13 protein-coding genes are annotated in these 18,372 nt (G+C 70.4%); 3 read left to right on the forward strand and 10 right to left on the reverse strand.

Annotated elements, in window-relative coordinates; genetic code table 11:
• Nucleotides 1–134: 134 nt before the first annotated feature.
• The 3 genes from F9B16_RS22765 to F9B16_RS54170 all read left to right on the forward strand — a co-directional run bounded on the left by F9B16_RS22765 (nucleotide 135) and on the right by F9B16_RS54170 (nucleotide 2,617).
• Complete coding sequence (locus tag F9B16_RS22765; RefSeq protein ID WP_192808946.1) at nucleotides 135–935, forward strand: SDR family NAD(P)-dependent oxidoreductase; 801 nt, start codon at nucleotides 135–137, stop codon at nucleotides 933–935.
• Between the two features lie 252 nt (nucleotides 936–1,187).
• Nucleotides 1,188–1,961 carry an MBL fold metallo-hydrolase gene (locus F9B16_RS22770; RefSeq protein WP_225991866.1) on the forward strand — a complete coding sequence of 258 codons (774 nt, stop codon included), beginning with the start codon at nucleotides 1,188–1,190 and terminating at the stop codon, nucleotides 1,959–1,961.
• A gap of 182 nt (nucleotides 1,962–2,143) precedes the next feature.
• Nucleotides 2,144–2,617 (forward strand): transposase domain-containing protein, encoded by a 474-nt coding sequence (locus tag F9B16_RS54170; RefSeq protein WP_404800514.1) that lies wholly within the window; start codon nucleotides 2,144–2,146, stop codon nucleotides 2,615–2,617.
• A 264-nt stretch (nucleotides 2,618–2,881) separates the two neighbouring features.
• Here F9B16_RS54170 and F9B16_RS22780 read toward each other — a convergent pair whose 3' ends face one another.
• The 10 genes from F9B16_RS22780 to F9B16_RS22825 all read right to left on the reverse strand — a co-directional run bounded on the left by F9B16_RS22780 (nucleotide 2,882) and on the right by F9B16_RS22825 (nucleotide 18,370).
• Nucleotides 2,882–4,651, reverse strand: coding sequence for a feruloyl-CoA synthase (locus F9B16_RS22780; RefSeq protein WP_151542137.1), 1,770 nt, complete (start codon nucleotides 4,649–4,651; stop codon nucleotides 2,882–2,884).
• A gap of 235 nt (nucleotides 4,652–4,886) precedes the next feature.
• Nucleotides 4,887–5,513 carry a TetR/AcrR family transcriptional regulator gene (locus tag F9B16_RS22785; RefSeq protein ID WP_151542138.1) on the reverse strand — a complete coding sequence of 209 codons (627 nt, stop codon included), beginning with the start codon at nucleotides 5,511–5,513 and terminating at the stop codon, nucleotides 4,887–4,889.
• 96 nt (nucleotides 5,514–5,609) lie between these two features.
• A complete protein-coding gene (locus F9B16_RS22790; protein WP_151542139.1) occupies nucleotides 5,610–7,658 on the reverse strand; it encodes a TolB-like translocation protein in 2,049 nt (682 codons plus the stop codon).
• 70 nt (nucleotides 7,659–7,728) lie between these two features.
• Nucleotides 7,729–9,123: a hypothetical protein gene (locus F9B16_RS22795; RefSeq protein ID WP_151542140.1), complete on the reverse strand. Its 1,395-nt coding sequence runs from the start codon at nucleotides 9,121–9,123 to the stop codon at nucleotides 7,729–7,731.
• Nucleotides 9,114–10,064: an alpha/beta hydrolase gene (locus tag F9B16_RS22800; RefSeq protein ID WP_225991867.1), complete on the reverse strand. Its 951-nt coding sequence runs from the start codon at nucleotides 10,062–10,064 to the stop codon at nucleotides 9,114–9,116. The genes F9B16_RS22795 and F9B16_RS22800 overlap by 10 nt, the downstream gene beginning before the upstream one ends.
• Entirely contained in the window at nucleotides 10,061–12,304 is a 2,244-nt protein-coding gene (locus F9B16_RS22805) for an alpha-L-rhamnosidase (protein ID WP_225991868.1), read from the reverse strand. The genes F9B16_RS22800 and F9B16_RS22805 overlap by 4 nt, the downstream gene beginning before the upstream one ends.
• Nucleotides 12,288–14,813: a family 78 glycoside hydrolase catalytic domain gene (locus F9B16_RS22810; RefSeq protein WP_151542141.1), complete on the reverse strand. Its 2,526-nt coding sequence runs from the start codon at nucleotides 14,811–14,813 to the stop codon at nucleotides 12,288–12,290. Before F9B16_RS22810 ends, F9B16_RS22805 begins: the two co-directional genes overlap by 17 nt.
• Entirely contained in the window at nucleotides 14,810–15,652 is an 843-nt protein-coding gene (locus F9B16_RS22815; RefSeq protein WP_151542142.1) for an ATP-binding cassette domain-containing protein, read from the reverse strand. Before F9B16_RS22815 ends, F9B16_RS22810 begins: the two co-directional genes overlap by 4 nt.
• Nucleotides 15,645–17,432 carry a dipeptide/oligopeptide/nickel ABC transporter permease/ATP-binding protein gene (locus tag F9B16_RS22820; protein ID WP_151542143.1) on the reverse strand — a complete coding sequence of 596 codons (1,788 nt, stop codon included), beginning with the start codon at nucleotides 17,430–17,432 and terminating at the stop codon, nucleotides 15,645–15,647. Before F9B16_RS22820 ends, F9B16_RS22815 begins: the two co-directional genes overlap by 8 nt.
• Nucleotides 17,429–18,370: an ABC transporter permease gene (locus F9B16_RS22825; protein WP_151542144.1), complete on the reverse strand. Its 942-nt coding sequence runs from the start codon at nucleotides 18,368–18,370 to the stop codon at nucleotides 17,429–17,431. The genes F9B16_RS22820 and F9B16_RS22825 overlap by 4 nt, the downstream gene beginning before the upstream one ends.
• Between the last annotated feature and the right edge of the window lie 2 nt (nucleotides 18,371–18,372).

Genomic DNA, 18,372 nt, shown 5'->3' on the forward strand with positions numbered 1-18,372 from the left:
ACGGCTCCAACACCTTGACCTAATGAATGATGTTCATTCATAGTGGCCACCATGACGACCGGTCGACCGGTCCGCGGTCGACTCGCCCTACCCGCTCGCCGATCTACTTGCCGCGTCAGAAAGGCAGCTCGGACATGGCATTGCCGCCTCCCCAACCCGACACCACTGCGCTCATCACCGGCGCGTCCTCAGGAATCGGAGCCGCGCTCGCCCGCCAACTCGCCAGGCACGGCCACGGCGTCACCCTCGTGGCCCGTCGCCGAGAGCGCATCATCGAACTCGCCCGCCGGCTGTCGGAGCGGTACGGAGTGCGAGCCGAAGCGCTGCCCTGCGACCTGCTCGATTCCATCGCACGTGATGAGCTCCCCGGCCGCGTCGACGATCTCGGATTACGCGTCAGCGTGCTCGTCAACAACGCCGGAGTCGCCAGCGGCGGCGACTTCACCGGTCAGGACCCGGGTCACGAGATCGACATGGTCCGCCTCAACTGCGAGACCCTGCTCGCGCTCACCGCCGCGTACGCACCCGGCTTCGAGAAGGAGCCCGGCGCCATCCTCATCGTCGCCTCCGCCTCGGGGTTCGCCCCCATTCCGCGGCAGGCGACCTACGCCGCCACCAAAGCCTTCGCACTGTCTCTCGCCGAAGCTCTCCATTTCGAACTACGCCCGGCCGGCACCAGCGTCACCGCGCTGTGCCCCGGCCCGGTCAGCACCGAGATCGCGGACGGCTCCCCGGCACTTCGGAACCTGTTCGCGCAAGCACCGGGGTTCGCGGTCGTCTCCGCTGATCGATGCGCGGCCGAGGCGATCCGCGGGCTGAAAAAGAACAAACGCGTCGTCGTTCCCAACCCGGCCATCCGCACCGCGTCGTTCTTCAGCCGCAACACACCCCACCGCGTGCTGATCCCCGCCATTAGAAGGATCTACCGGATCTGACGCAATCCCGGAACCTACCGCGATGAGGCAGACGGTGGAATCGCGCTGCCGGGAGTTCACCACCGCGCGCCTGCGTCCGCACTCCGCCTCACGGCTCCAGGGGATACCCGGCCTTCCATATTATCTACAGACTGGTCTAGATATCTCAGTAGACCAGTCTGTATATTCAGGGAGATGCGCATCCATCATCTGAACTGCGGGACCACCAGGCCACTGGGTGGCCGTTTCGTCACCGGGGCCGCTCGGCCACTGATGTTCGCTCGGCAGGTGTGCCACTGCCTGCTGATCGAGACCGGCGACGGCCTCGTTCTTGTCGACACGGGATTCGGGCTCGGCGACACCGCTCATCCCGAAAGGCTGAGCCGCAGATTCCGCCTCTACGCCCGGCCGGTGCTGGACCCCGACGAGACCGCGGCCCGTCAAGTCGTACGGCTCGGCTACGCGGTCGGCGACGTGCGCCACATCGTGCTCACCCACCTGGACGTCGACCACGCCGGGGGGCTCGGGGATTTCCCGGACGCCAAGGTCCACCTGTCGGCCGCCGAACTCGACGCCGCACGCCGTCCGCTCACCGCACAGGAACGCTTCCGCTACCACGCCGCGCAATGGTCGCACGGCCCGGACTGGGTCCCGCACTCCACGGCCGGAGACACCTGGTTCGGGTTCTCGGCCGTCCGGGACCTGCCCGGGCTCCCGCCCTCGATCCTGCTCATCCCGCTGGCCGGACACACCCGCGGGCACCTCGGCGTCGTCATCGACACCGGCGACGAGGGCAACGGCAGATCACCACGCTGGCTCGTCCACGCCGGCGACGCCTACTTCAACCACGGCCAACTGGAGCCTGAACCCTCCAGCCCCCCGTTCCTCACGGCGTTCCAGTCGCTGCTGCAAGCAGACCGGACCACCCGCGTGCACAACCTGGACCGGCTCAAGGAACTGGCACTCAACGACGAAGCGGACATCTTCTGCGCCCACGACCAGTTCGAACTCGACCGCGCCCAGACTTTGCACGTGACCGGCCCGTAAGCCTCCCCGGTTCCACGGACACTGACGTTCCCTCGGTTTTCCGGACTCGATTGTTGAGAGATTGAGGGCTTGGCGACAGCGAAGGGACCCCCACCTCATGCCCAAGCCGTATCCGCCCGAGTTCCGCCGCAAGGCCCTGGACCTTGTCGAATCCGGGCGGAACTACTGCCCTCGCGGGTCGGATGTACTCCGCGCTGGCGCTGGCACTGTTCCCGCGCATGGGCTATGCCCGGGGATGGGGCAAGCTGGTGGCGGGCCTGGCGGGCCTGCCGCTTCCGGTCGCGTCGGAGACGGCGCTGCATGATCTGCGTCGCCGTCTGGGGTCGGCGCCGCTGGAGGCGCTGTTTGATGTGGTGGCCGGGCCGTTGCCTCAACCGGTCACCCCGGGTGTGCAGTATCGCCGATGGCGAACGGTGGCCTTCGACGCAGAGCTGGTGAGCGGCCTTCCCGACCCAGCGGCGCCGTCCGGGCGTCGTCTCAGTCGGCGTGGCAGCGGACCGTGTTCGCTCGTTGTTTGCTCGTATGTCGCGGAACAACGTGGCAGGTGCCAGCACGGAGCTTCACCAGTGATGGTCGTACAGCAGAAAGAGCGACACAAAACCACACGGGTCGCCAGGCGGCGGCACGGAGAGCGTGGTCGTTCAGGGGTCTTCTAAACCGACGGTCACGGGTTCGAATCCTGCCGGGCGCGCCACTCCTCACCTGCATAAACACACGCTTACAACCCGAGATCCACGCCCGATACGCGCCCGTGTTAGCTCCATGTTCGTTCGGATGTCAGACCTGTGTCGCCAGCGGATCGGTGACGACGTCGTGCACAGGAGCCGGATCCGTGGCCATCTGCCACTCTGGACGACAAATGGGCTGAACAGTTCTGCCGCCGTCGCGAGCTGCCGAGTGCGGCCTCCCTGGCTTAGACCTCAGCTGGATGCCGGGACGATTACTGCCGGGGCCGTCGGGTCGGCGTGCAGCAGTTCCACGAGCTTCGCTCGGCGGTCGAGGACGGCGCGCTGGTTGATGTAGCCCTTGTCGGTGATTTCTCCATGGGCCAAGGAGGCAGCTTCCTCCAGGATCAGGATGCGGGCGATGCGGCGCGAGCTGCCCACGCCGTCGCCGTTCAGTTGGCGGAGGGCACCGGCGAGTGCGTTACGGACCGCCGCGGTTTCGGCCGGTGTCCCACCGCCGGCGAGGGTCTGCGCCTTGGCTTGGTTCAGCCAGACGAGGGCGCCGATGCAGTCCCTGTCGTGTCCGGTGAGGACGGCGTCGGCGAGGAGTCCGTCGCAGGCGCTCAGCAGTGCTGAGCGAAGGGTTCCCACGCTCACCCAGGTGCCGCTGGACAGCTTGAAGTCCTCGTTGATCCGGCCGTCGAACACCAGTCCCTTGCCGGGGTCGTTCTCGTCGACCAGCCGGACGGCGTCGCCGGTGCGGTAGTAGCCGTCGTCGTCGAATGCTTCGCGGGTCTTGTCAGGGTTGTCGAAGTAGCCCGGTGTGACGGACGGGCCCTTCACCCGGATCTCGAGCTTGGGCCCGACCGGGGCGAGGTTGATCGAGACGCCGGGGAGCGGTACGCCGATGCAGTCGCTGCGTCCCGACGGGTAGTACGCCGAGGTCGCTGCGGGCGCGGTCTCGGTCGCTCCCCACGACGTGGTCATCGTGGCCTGCGCCCCGACCGAGGCCGCGACCTTTCCAGTGCCGTCCCATACCCGTTGGGGCAGTGCGGCGGCGGCGAAGAACACGAACCTCATGCGAGAGAAGAACGCCTTGGCGAACTCCCGATCAGATTCCAGGTGGGGCAGCAGTGAGGCGTACCCGGCCGGAACGTTGAAGTACACGGTCGGGCGGACCTCGGCGAGGTTGCGAACGGTGCGCTTCACCGGGTCCGGGCCCGGCCTGCCGTCGTCGATGTAGAGGCTGCCGCCGTTGGCGAGCACCAGCCCGAGGTTGTGGTTGCCGCCGAAGGTGTGGCTCCAGGGCAGCCAGTCGAGCATCACCGGTGGTTCCTCGGCGAGGAACGGCCAGATCTGCCGCAGCATGGTCTGGTTCGAGCACAGCATCCGATGCGTGTTCACGACGCCTTTGGGCAGGCCGGTCGACCCAGAAGTGAAAAGAATCTTGGCTATGGTGTCGGAGCTGACCGAAGCGGTGCGTTCCGCTACTGCGGAGGTGGGCGTCGTAGAGGCCCACCCGTGCAGTTCCTCCCGGCCAGTGAGCGCCTCCGCGCCGACCACGTCCAGCGCATCCGCGTACGCCGTGGGGTCGTCGGCGAACACCACGGCCGGTTTCACCAGGGCGGTCATGGCGCGCAGCTTGCCGAAGGCCGGGTCGAGCAACGAGTAGGCGGTGCTGACCGGCACCGCGGGCGACCCCACGGTGAAGCAGGCCAGGGTCAGCAGGAGATGCTCCACCGAATTGCCCGAAAGGATCATCACTGGGCGGCCCGCGGCATTCCGGTCGATCAGCGCCTGCGCGAGCCCGTCCACAAGGCGGAGGGCTTCTCCCCAGGTGACGCGCCGCCACGCGTCGCCGCCACGCTCGGCGACCAGCAACCGGTCGGGGTGAGCGCGCGCGCCTTCACGGAAGGGCACGGCCATGTTCTCGGGGACCGGACCGAGCGGCGTTCCGGAAGTCAGGATGATCGAACCGCCGGGGCGGTGCTCCGCCCGTGTGTCGGGCGTGCCGAACAGTTCCATCACGGACCTCCGTCCGTCGTCAGTCAGTCACGCGGAGCACGAGTGCGCTCGCGAGTGCCGCCGGGCGAACGGCGATGACCAGGGGCGACCGAGGGGAGTGGCCGCCTGGAGCGCCTGGCCGTGAAGTTATACATCTTCTTTGAGTGCCGTCAACAGTTTGTGGACTTTAATTCGGCGGATCGGCCGCACCCGTTCCGTGGGACATCACCGGGGTCGTTGCGGCGCGGGCGGCGGATCAGGGAGTGAGGTTGGCGAAGTCGAGGTTGTGGAAGGCGTTCTCGACGAAGCGGGCCGCGAGGTGCCGGGCGGCGTTCAGGTCGCCGCCGCGGTCGAGGGTGTGCTCGCAGACCTGGAGGGCGACGCCGACGCAGGCGGCAGCGAGTGCGTCGGCGTTGATTCCGAGGTCAGGCCCGAAGGTCTTCTGACGGCGTTCGATGAGGGCGGTGAGCTGGTCGGTCACACCGTTGACGACCTCGCGCCGCAGCGTCGCCGGACGGTCGCCGGTCTTGTCGCCCCGGAAGAGGAGGTTGAAGCCTTCGGCGCGTTCCGCCGCGAAGCGGAACAGCGGCTCCATGCCGATCTCGGCCAGTTCCGCGAGAGGCAGGAGGCTTCCTTTCTCGTAGGCGTCGGCGACCCATTCCCAGAAGACCTCTGCTTCGCGCTGGACGACGTGCAGATAGATCTGCTCCTTGTTGCCGAGCCGGGCGTAGAGGGTCGGTTTGGTCGTCCCGGCGCGACGGGCGATGTCCGCGACTTGCGCAGAGGCGTACCCCTCGGCATAGAAGACGGCGCGTGCCGCGTCGAGAAGGTGGCCCTCTTCGAAGCGGCGGCCGCTGAGGCTGCGAGTTGCGCGTTCGGACACCGTATGAGTCTACGAAGAAATAGGACCGGAGGGCTCGGACCGGCGGTACTGGCCCGAGCCCTCAGGCCGACTGCTACGGCAGTTCTGAAAACGCGATCAGGAGAGCGTGACTCGGGCCGACAGGAACGAGGCGCCGGCGTCGACGGTCACGGTGCCCGCCTTGCCCTTGGGCCGAAGGACGGCCGCGCCGTTCTTGTTCGTGGTCGCCGTGGCGCCGCCGACCTTGACCGTCGCGCCGCGCACGGGCCGGCGGTCGACGCCCCTCTCGTTGGCTCCGGCCCCGTCGTAGGAGGAGGTGACCTTGACGATGATGTTCTTGCCGGACCGCTTCGCGCTCACGTCGAGTGCCGTCGGACGCGGCAGCTCCTTGCGAATGTCCGCGCACCGCTCGTCGACGGGCTTGGGGCCCGTCACGGTGGTGCCGTCGTAGGACGCGGTCTGCGTTCCGGTGACCTTGAAGGGCCTGGCCTGCAGGTCCATGGTGATATCGCCCTTGAGCGAGCCGGTGTGCGCGCCGCGGAGCGTGAGGTCGTTGATGAGTTCGACCGTCGTGCCGCCGCGCTTGATCACCTGGGTGCCCTTGACGAACGACCTGCCGTCGTCGGAGTAGTCGTTGTACGTGGCCGTCGACTCGGTCGGTGATGTGGCGCTGATCGGAGCGGTGTACTTCACGGTCACCGTGCCCGAGGACAGGCCCTTGAGCGTCACCGTGGTCTTGGCTCCGAGCGCGCCGTGGTACTGCTCGGGTGTCGGTGCCCATGTGCCCGGCGCGGAGCTCACGGCGGGCATCGGCCTGCTCGGCGCGCGGTCGAAGTGCGCGATGAGCAGGTACGGGGCGGCGCCCAGCGTGGTGAAGCTCTGCGTGCTCAGCGCCACCGAGGTGCTGTCGGGGCTCCAGATCGGCCAGCCGTGGAGCTGCCCGGTCTCGCGTACGTCGCCGCCGTCGTAGGGGGCCAGGATCTGGCCCACGAGGCGGCCGCCGCGGTCGCCGTCGGCGGGCAGCAGGCTCGAGGCGAACTGGGCGCACGAGCGCAGCTTGGCCGAGGACACCTGGGTGATGGCGGCGGCTCCGACCCATGCGGCGTCGAAGAATCCGCGGAAGGGCATCAGGGCCGCCCAGTCGAAGTAGTGCCGTCCCTGCGAGTTGATTCCGAGGTACATCGACCTGCCGTCCGGCGAGGTCGCCATGTCCTCCTCCCACTCGGGGTAGCTGGTGAGGCGGGTGCGCTTGCCGGTCCTGAGGTCGAGCTTCCACAGGTCCGGGTTGCCGGACGCGGTGCCGCCGACCTGGACGTAGGTCACCGCTCGCCCGCCGTCCACGAACGATTTGAACTCGAACAGTCCGGCGCTGTCGGACCAGGGTCGTGGATCGGGGTCGGACGGCGACGCGGGGCCGGCCGGGTTGAGCACCCGCGGCTCGGTGACCACGTACTTGTCTCCGGCGAACGACAGCTTCGCGATCACCATCGCTTCGAGGCTGTCGGTTCGGTAGTCCGACCAGGCGACGTAGTTGCCGTCGGGCGAGAGCTTGGGCGACGCGGCCCCTCCGGCGTTGATCGAGGGTGTCGGCACCGTTCCTCCTGGCGGGACCAGGCCGCCTGCGGGCCGGGCCCCCGACTGGTCGATCTTGTACGTCGTGGCGGTCTTGCAGTTCAGCACGCTGGGCGTGCAGTGCAGCACGCGCGGGTCGCCGTACGGGCCGTAGAACACCCGCTTGCCGTCAGGGAACGGCGCGATGAGGCCCGGCTGCTCGGTCTCACCGACCAGCGGTTCCGAGGTCCCGCAGGAGATGCAGTGCGCGCCTTTGCCGTCGGTGCCCACGATCCACAGGTGCAGCGGCCCGCGGTTCGGATCGGGGTTCTGCGCGGGGTCCGCGACGACGTTGCCGAAGAACAGCAGATGACTGCCGTCCTTGCTGTAGGCCGGAGCGGCCGCGTTCTTCACCGTCGCCGGCAGGGCGATCTTCTGTAGGCGCACGGTCTCCCACGTCGGCGCACCCGGGACCGTCCCCGGCCTCGCGGGCTGCGACGGCGCGTGCTCGAAGGACGCCTGCGCGGGAATCGCCGACGCCAGCGCCACCAGCAGCAGCGATACGCCTATGCCTCCGACGCGTGCCGAGGTCCGGCGATGAATCGATAGCGACATGGAACACTCTCCTTTGGGGTGGGGACGGGACAGCGCGCCGCCCGTGGTGCGCTGGGGCCGCGAAGACCGGCTAGTGCAGGAGGCCGAGAAGGTCGCGTACGAGGCCGTCGGGTAGGACGCGCCTCTCCGCGTCGCTTTCGGGATAGAGGTCGGCGAACCGCCGGGCGTGGGCGGGCGAGAGCGCGCAGTAGGCGCGCAGGCCACGCTCGACGTCGAGTTGCTCGGCCGGCGGCCGGTCCAGATGGCGGAACCCGGGCGCGAGCCACTCCACGCCGCGGTACCGGTCGAGGAGCTGGTCGAGTTTCGCGCGCGTCAGCTGGACGACACCGATGCCGTCCGCGATCGCCCGCGCTGCGAACGGCTCGAAGTCGGGCGCCAGCGCATGCCGCCAGTGACCGCCCAGAAGCGCCGGTCCCTCATCGACGACGGCCACCAGCCAGCGCTTGCCGCCGGTCGGGACGTCGGGCACCGGGACCGGCGTCTCCGTCACGGGACGGGTGAGGTCGAGATCCTCCATGGCTGGTGCCCCGGCCGGCACGGGCAGCACCTGGACGTCGGCCCCGTCGCCGAGGACATCCAGCAGGCGGATTCTGGCGTGCTCGGCGTCGGTCAGGTCGGCTGCGGCCCTGGCGGCGCCGAACTCAAGCCCGGCGGGTGCGTCAGGCACGAGGCCGGCGCCCACCTGTTCGAGCGGGATCAGGAAGTCGGCCGAACTGAAGACCGCGGCAACGCGGCAGGTTATGCGAGGAACGTGGGCGACCGGCGAGTGCTCCCACCAGCCGGGCCCCGAGAGGTCCTCGCCGTAGGCCAGCCGCCACCCCTCGGCGATCGAGACCGTCACTTGCAGCAGCGCGGGGACCGCCGGGTGGTCCGGCGGCGGGTCGGACGTGAGCAGCGGCAGGGTCGCGAAGAGGTAGGCGCCCTGGTAGGCGAGGTTGACGACCGGGACGGCGGGCACCGCGGCGGCCGCCGGGAACGCCTCCGCGGCGACCAGGAGCGCACTGGATCCTCCGGCGCTGCCGCCGGAGTAGACGATCGCGGCCGGGTCGGCGAACGCGAGCCCGCGCACGAGATGGGCGAGGACGAACTCGGTGTTCGGCCCCCGGACGAGCGGGTTCGCTCCGGGGAACACCTCGCCGGGGGCGGGTTCGCAGGGCGTCACCACGATCCAGCCCTGCCGGGCGCGCTCGGCGGCCGCCTCGTCGGCGAGTTCGTAGCCGCAGTTGAACCAGACGGGTGCGCGCTCGGACGGCCGCTCGGCGAGGACGGCGGGGAGGAAGATCTCTGCGGTCGCCTCGTACGCCTCGCCGCGCATGTCCTCGGCGGTGAAGCGGAGCGTGACGACGCTGACGTGCTCGCCGCCTACCGACCGGTTCTCGTATCCGAGGCCGGAGATCCGGCCGGCGGGGTCGGTGAACGCGCCCGCCATGAAGCGCTCCGCCCAGGTCGCGTCGGTCACCGGCACGTCGGTTCCCCCTTGATCCAGTGCGACATGTCGGCCAGGGTCCGCTGGGCCTCGGCCAGGTGCGGCCTGTTGAGGTGGCCGTGCGCGACGCCGGGCGCCGTTCGCAAGCAGGTGTCCACCCCGGCCTCCCGCAAGGAGTCCGCGAACGCCTCTCCGGAGGCTCTCAACGCGTCGTGCTCGCAGTTGACCAGCAGGGTGCGGGGCAGCCCGCGCAGGTCCGCCAGGGCGGGCATCGCATAGCTCGTGGCCGTGGCGGCGGGCGCTCCCAGGTAGTTCTCGATGAGGGCTTCGAACATTTCGGGCTCGTATCTCATCTGTGGTGGGAATCCGGTGAGCTTCGCGGTCAGTTCGGCCGACGCGGCGGGCAGCACCGGATGCATGCACGGATAGAGCAGGAGCAGGGAGGACGGCAGGTGGCCGCCGGTGTCGCGGATCCGGAGGCAGGCCCCGGCGGCGAGGGTGGCGCCCGCGCTTGCGCCGCCCAGGTGCACGCGGGGGCCGGCCGTACCGGAGTCGTCCGCCAGGTGGATCGCCCATTCGTACGCGGCGACCACGTCGTCGAGCGGGACCGGGTAGTGCACGCCGTCGGCCGCCCTCCGGTAGTCGACCGATACAACGACGGCGCCCGCCTGCGCGGCGACGACGCGCGCGGTGACGTCGGCCTCGGGCATGTCGATGTCACCGAACGCGAAGGCGCCGCCGTGGCACCACACAAGGACCGGCCCTTCGGCCTCGGCGTTGTGCGGCCGGTAGACGCGCACCGGAACCGGGCCGTGCGGGCCTGGCGAGTGCTCGTCGGTGACGAGGACGTCGGGAGGGATGAAGCCGTCGGTCCTTTGAGGTGCCAGGCCCGCGGCCCGTTCGGGGTCGCCCGCGACGTCCTGGTCTTCCTGGGCGGCCGACATGGCGAGGAGCCGCCGGAAGTACGGATCGGTGGTCACCGTCGTTCCTCCAGGTAGGTGAATTCGTGCGAGCCGCCGCTGACGAGGTGTACGGAACCGTCCATGAGGATCACCTCGGCCTCCGTCCCGTCCGGGACCACCGCCGTGACGTGGATCCGGGTGTCCCGGCGCTCCCATCGGCACTCGACGGTTCCGCGCGGTGTGTCCAGGGCCGCGTCGGCCCACTCCAGGCCCGGCCCTGGGGTGGGGGCGAGCCTGACTCGGGCATAGCCCGGCTCGGCCGGGCGGATGCCGGCGACGACCTGGTACAGCCAGTCGGCGACCGCACCGAGGGCGTAATGGTTGAAGCTGGTCATCTCGCCGGGATTGACGGTGCCGTCGGGCAGCATCGAGTCCCAGCGCTCCCAGATCGTGGTCGCGCCCATGGTGACCGGGTAGAGCCAGGACGGGCACCTGGTCTGCAGGAGCAGCCGGTACGCGTCCTCGACGTGGCCCGTTTCCGACAGCGCCCAGGTGACGTAGGGGGTGCCGGCGAAGCCCGTGGTGACGCGGTGATCGTGCGCGCGCACGATCTCGGCCAGCCGCTCCCCCGCGGCGCGGCGGCGGTGACCGTCCAGGAGCCCGAAGCAGATGGCCAGGGCGTACACGGTCGCGCAGTCGGACCGCACCCGCCCGTCCGGGTCCACGTAATGCCGGAGAAACGCCGCCTTGGTGCGTTCGGCGAGGTCCGCCCAGCGGCGGGCGTCCTCGGCGTGCCCGAGCGCCTCCGCTGCCTCCGCGGTGAACGCCGCGGATCGGACGAGGCATGCGGTGGCGACGACGCCGGGATCGGCTTTCGCGGCCCCGGGCCGGTCCGGCGGCGCGTCCGGGTCAAGCCAGTCGCCCCACTGGAAGCCCTGGTCCCACAGTCCGGTGCCAGAGAGCTTGGCAACGACCGACTCGAGGTGGAGGACCATTCCCGGGTAGTGCTCGGCGAGCCGGTCACGGTCGCCGTAGGCCTGCCAGAGCGCTTGCGGGACCCAGACGGCCGCGTCGCCCCAGACCGCGGTCGGGCCCATGCCCTGCACCGGCGAAGCCGGTTCCGATGTGGGCGCGTACTTCAGGATGTCGGGGACGACGGCGGGCACGGCCCCGGCTTCGTTGTGCCGCGTCTCGGCGTTCAGGTCGAGCAGCCAGCCGTGCAGGAAGTCCGCGACGTCGAACTGGAAGCATGCGGTGGGTGCGTACACCGCGATGTCGCCGGTCCATCCGAGCCGCTCGTCGCGCTGTGGGCAGTCGGTGGGCAGGGAGAGGAAGTTGCCCTTCTGCGACCAGACGGAGTTCTCGACCAGCCGGTTGACGAGTTCGGAGGAGCAGGAGAAGCGGCCGGTACGGCGGAGGTCGGAGTGCACGACGACGGCCTCCAGGTCGTCCGCCGTCAGCTCGCCCGGATAGCCCGTCACCTCGACGAAGCGGAAGCCGTGAAAGGTGAGGGTCGGCTCGAACTCGTCGTCCCCGCCTGACAGGACGAACGTGTCGGTTGCCCTCGCCGACCGGAGCGGCCGCGTCGCCAAGGTCCCGCCCGACAGCGCCTCAGCGTGCCGCAGGACGATCCGCGTGCCGGCCGGCCCGCGCGCACGAATCCGCACCCAGCCGACCAGGTTCTGCCCGAAGTCGACGAGCGTCGCGCCCGAGGGCGAGGAGGTGATGCGGCTCGGTTTGAGGATCTCGTGGCGGGTCACGGCGGACCCGGTCTGCGGTACGAACCTGCCGCGGTCGACGTCGAGCCGCCGCACCGGCACCGCGTCCGGCGTTCCACGCTGCCGCGCGTCGATGCATTGCCCGTCGTAGAGGCTGTTCTCTACGGTGTCGCTGATCCGCCCGCTCCACCCGTCGCCTGTCGTCACCAGCTGGACGCGGCCGTCGGCGTACACCACTTCGAGTTCGCCGATGAATCCGAGTTCGGAGCCGTAGTCGAGGTCCATGCCCTCGAAGCCGAGGCCGCCGCGCCACCATCCGTTGCCGAGGAGCACCTCGATGATGTTCTCCTCCGCTAGCAGGTGCTCGACGGGGTCGTCGCTCACCGGCAGCCGCCACTCGTAGGCCGACCATCCCGGGGAGAGGACCGCGTCCGAGACAGGCCGACCGTTGACGCGCGCTTCGTAGACGCCGTGCGCGGTCGCCCGAAATCGCGCGGAACGCACCTGGTCCGCTGGGCGGTCGAGCCGGAAAGAGTGGACGAGGACGATGGCCGCCGACGGGCCCGCGTCCCCGGTGATCATGTCACTGGAGTCGAGCACGCCGGCTCCCGGAGGTCGCGTCGGTCGTGAGCGCAGGGCGCCGTATCGTCAGCCGGTGGCTCCCGGCGGGAAACTCCCTGCTCGCGCCGTCCGGCTCGACGAAGCGGACGGGCACCGGGCTGTCCACCTGGACGTTCTCGCCCGCGATCCTGACCTCGACCAGCCCGTGCGGTGTCGGGGCCGCGCCCGCGACGTTCCGCAGCAAGCCAGGCCGGGGGGCGATCCGCGCCCGCGCGGACCCCGGCAGGTCCGGAGAGATGCCCAGCACGTGTACGATCAGGTCGCGGGCCGGGGTGCTGGACCAGCCGTGCACCGGTGTGCCCCAGCCCCAACACTCGCCGAAGGTGTCGTAGCCGTCGTGCAGGAACGCCGACCAGTCCCGCAGGAGGTCGATGATCCGGTCGGCGAGCCCGGCGCGGGCCAAGGCGTCGTGCACGACGTAGCTGAAGAACGGCTGCGCCCGTACGATCTCCCACTCGGCGTCCCAGTCGATCCGCTGGACGCCGCGTCGCTGCTCCTCTTCCTTGCGGGTGTCGTAGCCTCCGTCGCCGCCGATCCAGGACCGGGTGACGACGGTGGAGCGGTCGATCATCGCCGCGGCGATCGCCTCCCACCTTCCGGGCGGTGCGAGGCCCGAGACGATCGCGGCGGCGTTCGCCGCCTGCGAGGCGGCCGGCCTGCGCTCCCCGTCGACGATGTGGTCGACATAGAGGCCACGCCGCGGGTCCCAGAAGTCCTCGAACGAGGACGCCACACCCGCGTGACGCTCCCGTGCCCAGGCCGCGGACCCGGCATTGCCCACCCAGTCGGACAGTTCGGCGTACTCGGCGAGGCCACGGGCCCACAGCGCCGACACGATCGAGGTGCGGCCGGTGGTGAAGACGCTCGACCAATCGATCAGGTTCCATTCGGGCAGGTCGCTCAGCGTCCCGTGTTCGTCGACGTAGGGCTCGTACCAGCGCAGCACCCGCTCGATGGTGGGCAGGTAGCCGGCCAGACGGGCGCGGTCACCGACGTAGCGGTAGAGGTTGTGCACGCCGTGGACCCAGTGCAGCGACCAGTCGGGAATCGTGAACCCCTCGTACTGCTCGAAGTCGCCGGCCACACTGAGCGGAAGGATGCCGTCGGAACGCGGCGAGTTCGCCAGCTCGACATAGTGCTCCGCCAGCCGCCAGTCCTCGTTGGTGGCCAGGTGCACCATCTGGTGGACGACCCCGTCGCCGACCCAGGAGCGCTGCTCGCGCGTCGGGCAGTCGGTGTAGGCGTCAAACGAGTTGAGCTGCACCGTCCGGATACCGGCGCGGTAGAGCCGGTCGAGCTCCTCGTCGTCGCTGCTGAAGTAGGCCTCTCCGGTGTGCGGGTAGACGTTCTCGCGGACGGCGACGTCCACGATCGTCACCTCGGCCGCCTCGGGCGCGTGCGCCCTGAGGTACAGGTAGCGCAGCCCCGCGGGCTCCAGAGCGGAGTAGTCCGCCCGGCCGCCGGGGCAGATGTACCGCGCACCGCTCTCGTAGTCGGATGTGGTCTCGACGATCCCGACGCGTTTCGGCTTCTCCCGGTAACCGAGCTCGAGGACGGTGCCCGCCGGAGCATCGACGGTCAGCTCCACGAAGCCTGCGGTCACGGCGCCGAAGTCGAGGACGGTGTCGAGCGTCCGGTCGGCGCCGACCGTGACCGACAGCGGCAGCCCGCCATCGACCGGTTCCCCTGAGGACTCCAGCTGTTGCACCGCTCGGGCCGCCGGGTGGTCACTGGCCCACGCGGGCCTCGCTCTGATCCGGGCGTCCAGTACGGCCGCAGGCCGGACGGTGGCGCCCCCGAGCACGGCCACCGGCCGGGGCAGCAGCTTCCCGAACGGGCTGACCGGCGGACGGCTGCGTCCGAGCCCGCCCCAATGGCGAGCCGTCAGGATCGTCGCCGTCGGCCAGTGCGCGTCGTCGAAGCCGGGACGCGTCCATCCCACGGGCAGCTCGCGGGCGTCCAGCACCTCGCACGGGACACCGGAGGCGCCGATTGAGGTCCAGGCGGTGGAGCGGTGTACGCGCCAGGAGGCGTCGGTGGCGACGACGCTCCCGCTCAGGCGTGCCTCCAGCACGAGGCAGGCGTCCCCGTTGATCCCGCCTTCCGGCGGCGCCGGATGCCACCATGAGGTGGCCCTGCCGTAGTAGGTCACCAGCACGCCGACGACGTTCGTGCCGCGCTCCAGGAACGGGGCTATGTCGAACGACTCGTACCGCCACCGGCGCGGCTGCGCCCGGACCGGTCCGCGTCCGACCTCCCGCCCGTTCACCCAGACGACGAACCGGCCGTCGGCCGTCAGCCGCAGCGGCGCGGTCTCCGGCACCGCGTCGAGGTCGAAGGATTTGCGGAACATCACTCGGGAGAACCCTCGTCCCGAAGCCGTCCCGGTGACCGCGTCGTCGAGCCCGGGGACGGGCGCCGGCTCGGCTCCGATCCAGTGCCCCAGCCAGCGCTCGTCCTCGCCCGATCCCGGCGGGGTGCCGGTCATGCGTCCGCCTTCAGTAGCTCGCGGCGCCTCTGGCGGCGCCGCGCCTGGACGTCGGGGTCGGGCACGGGCGTGGCCAACTGCAGCCTCCGGGTGTAGGGGTGGGAGGGGCGCAGCGAGACCTGCTCGCTGTCGCCCATCTCGACGATCGCGCCCTCGTGCAGCACGGCGATGCGGTCGCTGACCTCCCGCACCACGCCGAGGTCGTGGCTGATGAACAGGTATGCGGCGCCGGTCTCCCGCTGGATGCGGCGCAGCAGGCCGAGCGCCCGGGCCTGGGTGGTCAGGTCCAGCGCGCTGGTGGGCTCGTCGCAGATGACCAGGCCCGGACGCTGGGCCACGGCGCGGGCGATGGCGATCCGCTGCCGCTGCCCGCCGGAGAACTCGCTGGGATACCGCGTCCCGGCGTCGTCGGGCAGGCCGACCTGCCGCAGCAGCTCGCGGACCCGGGAGCGGCCGTCGGCCACGCCAGCGACCCGCAGCGGCTCGACCAGGATGTCCTCGATCGTCATCGACGGATTGAGCGAGGAGTACGGGTCCTGGAAGACCACCTGGATGTCGCGGGCGACCGCGCGGCGCCGCGAGCGCGGCAGCCGGGTGATGTCGTGCCCCCGGAAGGTGATCGAGCCGCCGGTCACGGGCACCAATCCCAGCAGCGCCCGACCGATCGTGGTCTTCCCCGATCCTGACTCGCCTACCAGGCCCAGCGTCTCGCCCGGCGCGATCCCGAACGAGACCCCCTTGACGACCTCGGCGCGTCCCCGGCGCCTGCCGTAGGCCACGCGCAGGTCCCTGACCTCCAGCCCGGCCTCGGCCGTGCTCGCGGAACCGGACTCATCCATCGGTGCCCACCTCGTCCAAGTCCACGGCGCGAGCCGCGGACAGCAGTTCCTCGGTGTAGGCGTGGCCCGGCTCGCGGAAGATCGTCCGGACGTCCCCGGAGTCGACGATGCGCCCGTCCTTCATCACGCTGACGGTGTCGCACAGGTCCGCGACGACGCCGAAGTCGTGGGTCACCAGGACCATTCCGAGGTCGCGCTCGTCGCGCAGTTCCCGCAGCAGGTCCAGGACCTCCGCCTGGACCGTCACGTCCAGGGCGGTGGTCGGCTCGTCGGCGATGATCAGGTCCGGGTCGGCCGCGACCGCGCCGCAGATGAGGACGCGCTGCGCCATCCCGCCGGAGATCTGGTGCGGGTAGAGGCCGAAGACGTGCTCGGGGTCCTTGATCCCGACCCTCGCTAGCAACGCCAGCACCTCGTGCCTGGCCGCGCGCCTGCTCGTCCGCCGGACGGCGCGCAGGCCGTGCACGAGCTGCGCGCCGACGGTGAAGCAGGGGTCGAGGTTCGTCATCGGCTCCTGCGGGATGTAGCCGATGCGGCGACCTCGCGCATGGGCCCGCGATGCCGGATGCGCGATCAGGTCCTCGCCGTCGAAGACGACCGATCCGCCGACCAGCGCCTCGGTGTTGAGGATGCCGAGCACCGAGAACGCGGTCTGCGTCTTCCCGGACCCGGACTCGCCGACCAGCCCCCTGATCTCGCCCTTGCGGACGGCGAGGTCGACGCCCCGCACGACCTGCGAGACGCCACCGTCCTCGCGGGGGTAGGCGACCTTCAGGCCGCGGACCGACAGCAGCGCTTCCTCGGTGGCTGAGCGGTCCGGCAGGTCGTTCTCCGCCTTCGCGGCGAAGGCCCGAGAGATCAGTTCCTGCCGGCGCCGTGGCAGTGAGCGCCGGGCCGCCCCGACCTGGAGCGCGTCGCGCAGCGCGTTGCCGAGCAGGACCGTGGCCAGCCCTGTCAGGCTGATCAGCGACGCAGGCCAGACCACGGCCCAGCCGTTGCTGTAGATGTTCGCGAAGGCCTCCTGCAGCATGCCTCCCCAGGACGCCTTGGACGGGTCGCCGAGGCCGAGGAAGTCCACCGCCGCCTGGATGGCGATGCCGCCGCCGAGCACGAACGAGCTCTGGATGATGACCGGTGCCCGTACCGCCCACAGGATGTGCCGTCCGATGATGCGGGCCTCCGACAGGCCGGCGACCTTGGCGGCGTCGACGTAGAGCTCGTTGCGCACGCCGAGGACCACGCCGCGGACGAGGCGGAAGTACGACGGCGCCACCAGGACCCCGAACACCCCCATGGCCGCGACCAGATTCGGGCCGATGAGCGTGTACAGCGCGATCAGCAGGACGATGCCGGGCAGCGTCATGATCACGTCGGAGACCCAGTTGAGCACCGGGTCGGCCGCGCCGCGGCGGTACCCCGCAACGAGGCCGGCCGGGACGCCCGCGAGCAGAGCGCTGACCAGGATGACCACGCACGCGAACAGCGTCCGCTGCGTGCCCCACATCAGCCGGGACAGGATGTCGCGCCCCGACCCGTCGCCGCCGAGCAGGTGCCCGGCAGTGAAGGGCGGCGCGTTCACGGCGTTGAGCTGGGTCGCGCCCGGCGCGTGCGGTGCGAGCCAGGGGCTGGACAGGCCGAACAGGATCGTGGCGCCGAGGAATACGATGCAGGCGACCGCCATCGGGTTGCGGAGCAGGCGCCCCGCCCAGCCGCGCCGGCCGCGCCCGGCCGCGGGCGCCGCCACCGCGTCCTCGGGCGCCACAACTGGATGCGCTGTCATGACACCCTCGCTTTCGGGTCGAGCGCGGCGGTGAGCAGGTCGGTCACCAGGTTCACGAGCGACACGAGCAGCACGGTGACGGCCACGCACCCCATGACGACAGGAACATCGCCCTTCGAGGCCGCGCCCGCGACGAGCACCCCCATCCCGGGCAGCGCGAACACCTGCTCGATGATCACGACGCCGCCGAGCAGGCCGATGGTCAGCAGCGACAGCACGGTCAGCCCCGGCCCGCCCGCGTTCCGCAGGACGTGCCGGTAGACGACCGCTCGCTCGGACATGCCCCTGGCGCGCAGCGTCCGCACGAAGTCCCGCTCCAACACCTCCTTGACGGCCCCGCGGAACTGGGCCGCCGCGCTCGCGACCGACCCGACGAGGATCGCCGCCACCGGAAGCACGACCGAGGCCGCCCAGCGCCCGAGGCTGACGTCCGGGGAGACATATCCCGTGGCCGGGAAGACCGGCAACGCGATCGCGAAGGCGAACACCAGGCCGATCGCCACGATGAAGGACGGGACGGCCCCGCCGACCACCGACAGGATCTGGAGCACCCGGTCCGGCCAGCCGCCGCGGACGGCGGACACGACGCCGATCAGGACGCTGAGGCCGACGGTGAGGACGAGGCTGAGGACCATCAGCGCGAGAGTGACGGGAAACCGGATGCCGAGCGTGGAGAGAACCGGCTGACCGGTGAAGAACGACTGGCCGAGGTCGCCCTGGAACAGGCCGGCGAGCCAGTGCCGGTACTGCTCCAGCAGCGGCCGGTCCAGGCCGAGCTTGACGACCTCGGCCTGGACCGCTTGGTCGCTCGCGCTGATCCCGACGACGTTGCGGGCGATGGCGGCCGGCTTGGCGTACACGATCGCGAAGGTCGCGAACGTGACGACGAAGAAGACCGCGGCCGTCCTGATCAGCCGGACGGCGATGACTTTGAGCATGA

Origin of the sequence: Actinomadura montaniterrae, assembly GCF_008923365.1 — a bacterium.
Taxonomy (GTDB): Bacteria; Actinomycetota; Actinomycetes; order Streptosporangiales; family Streptosporangiaceae; genus Spirillospora; species Spirillospora montaniterrae.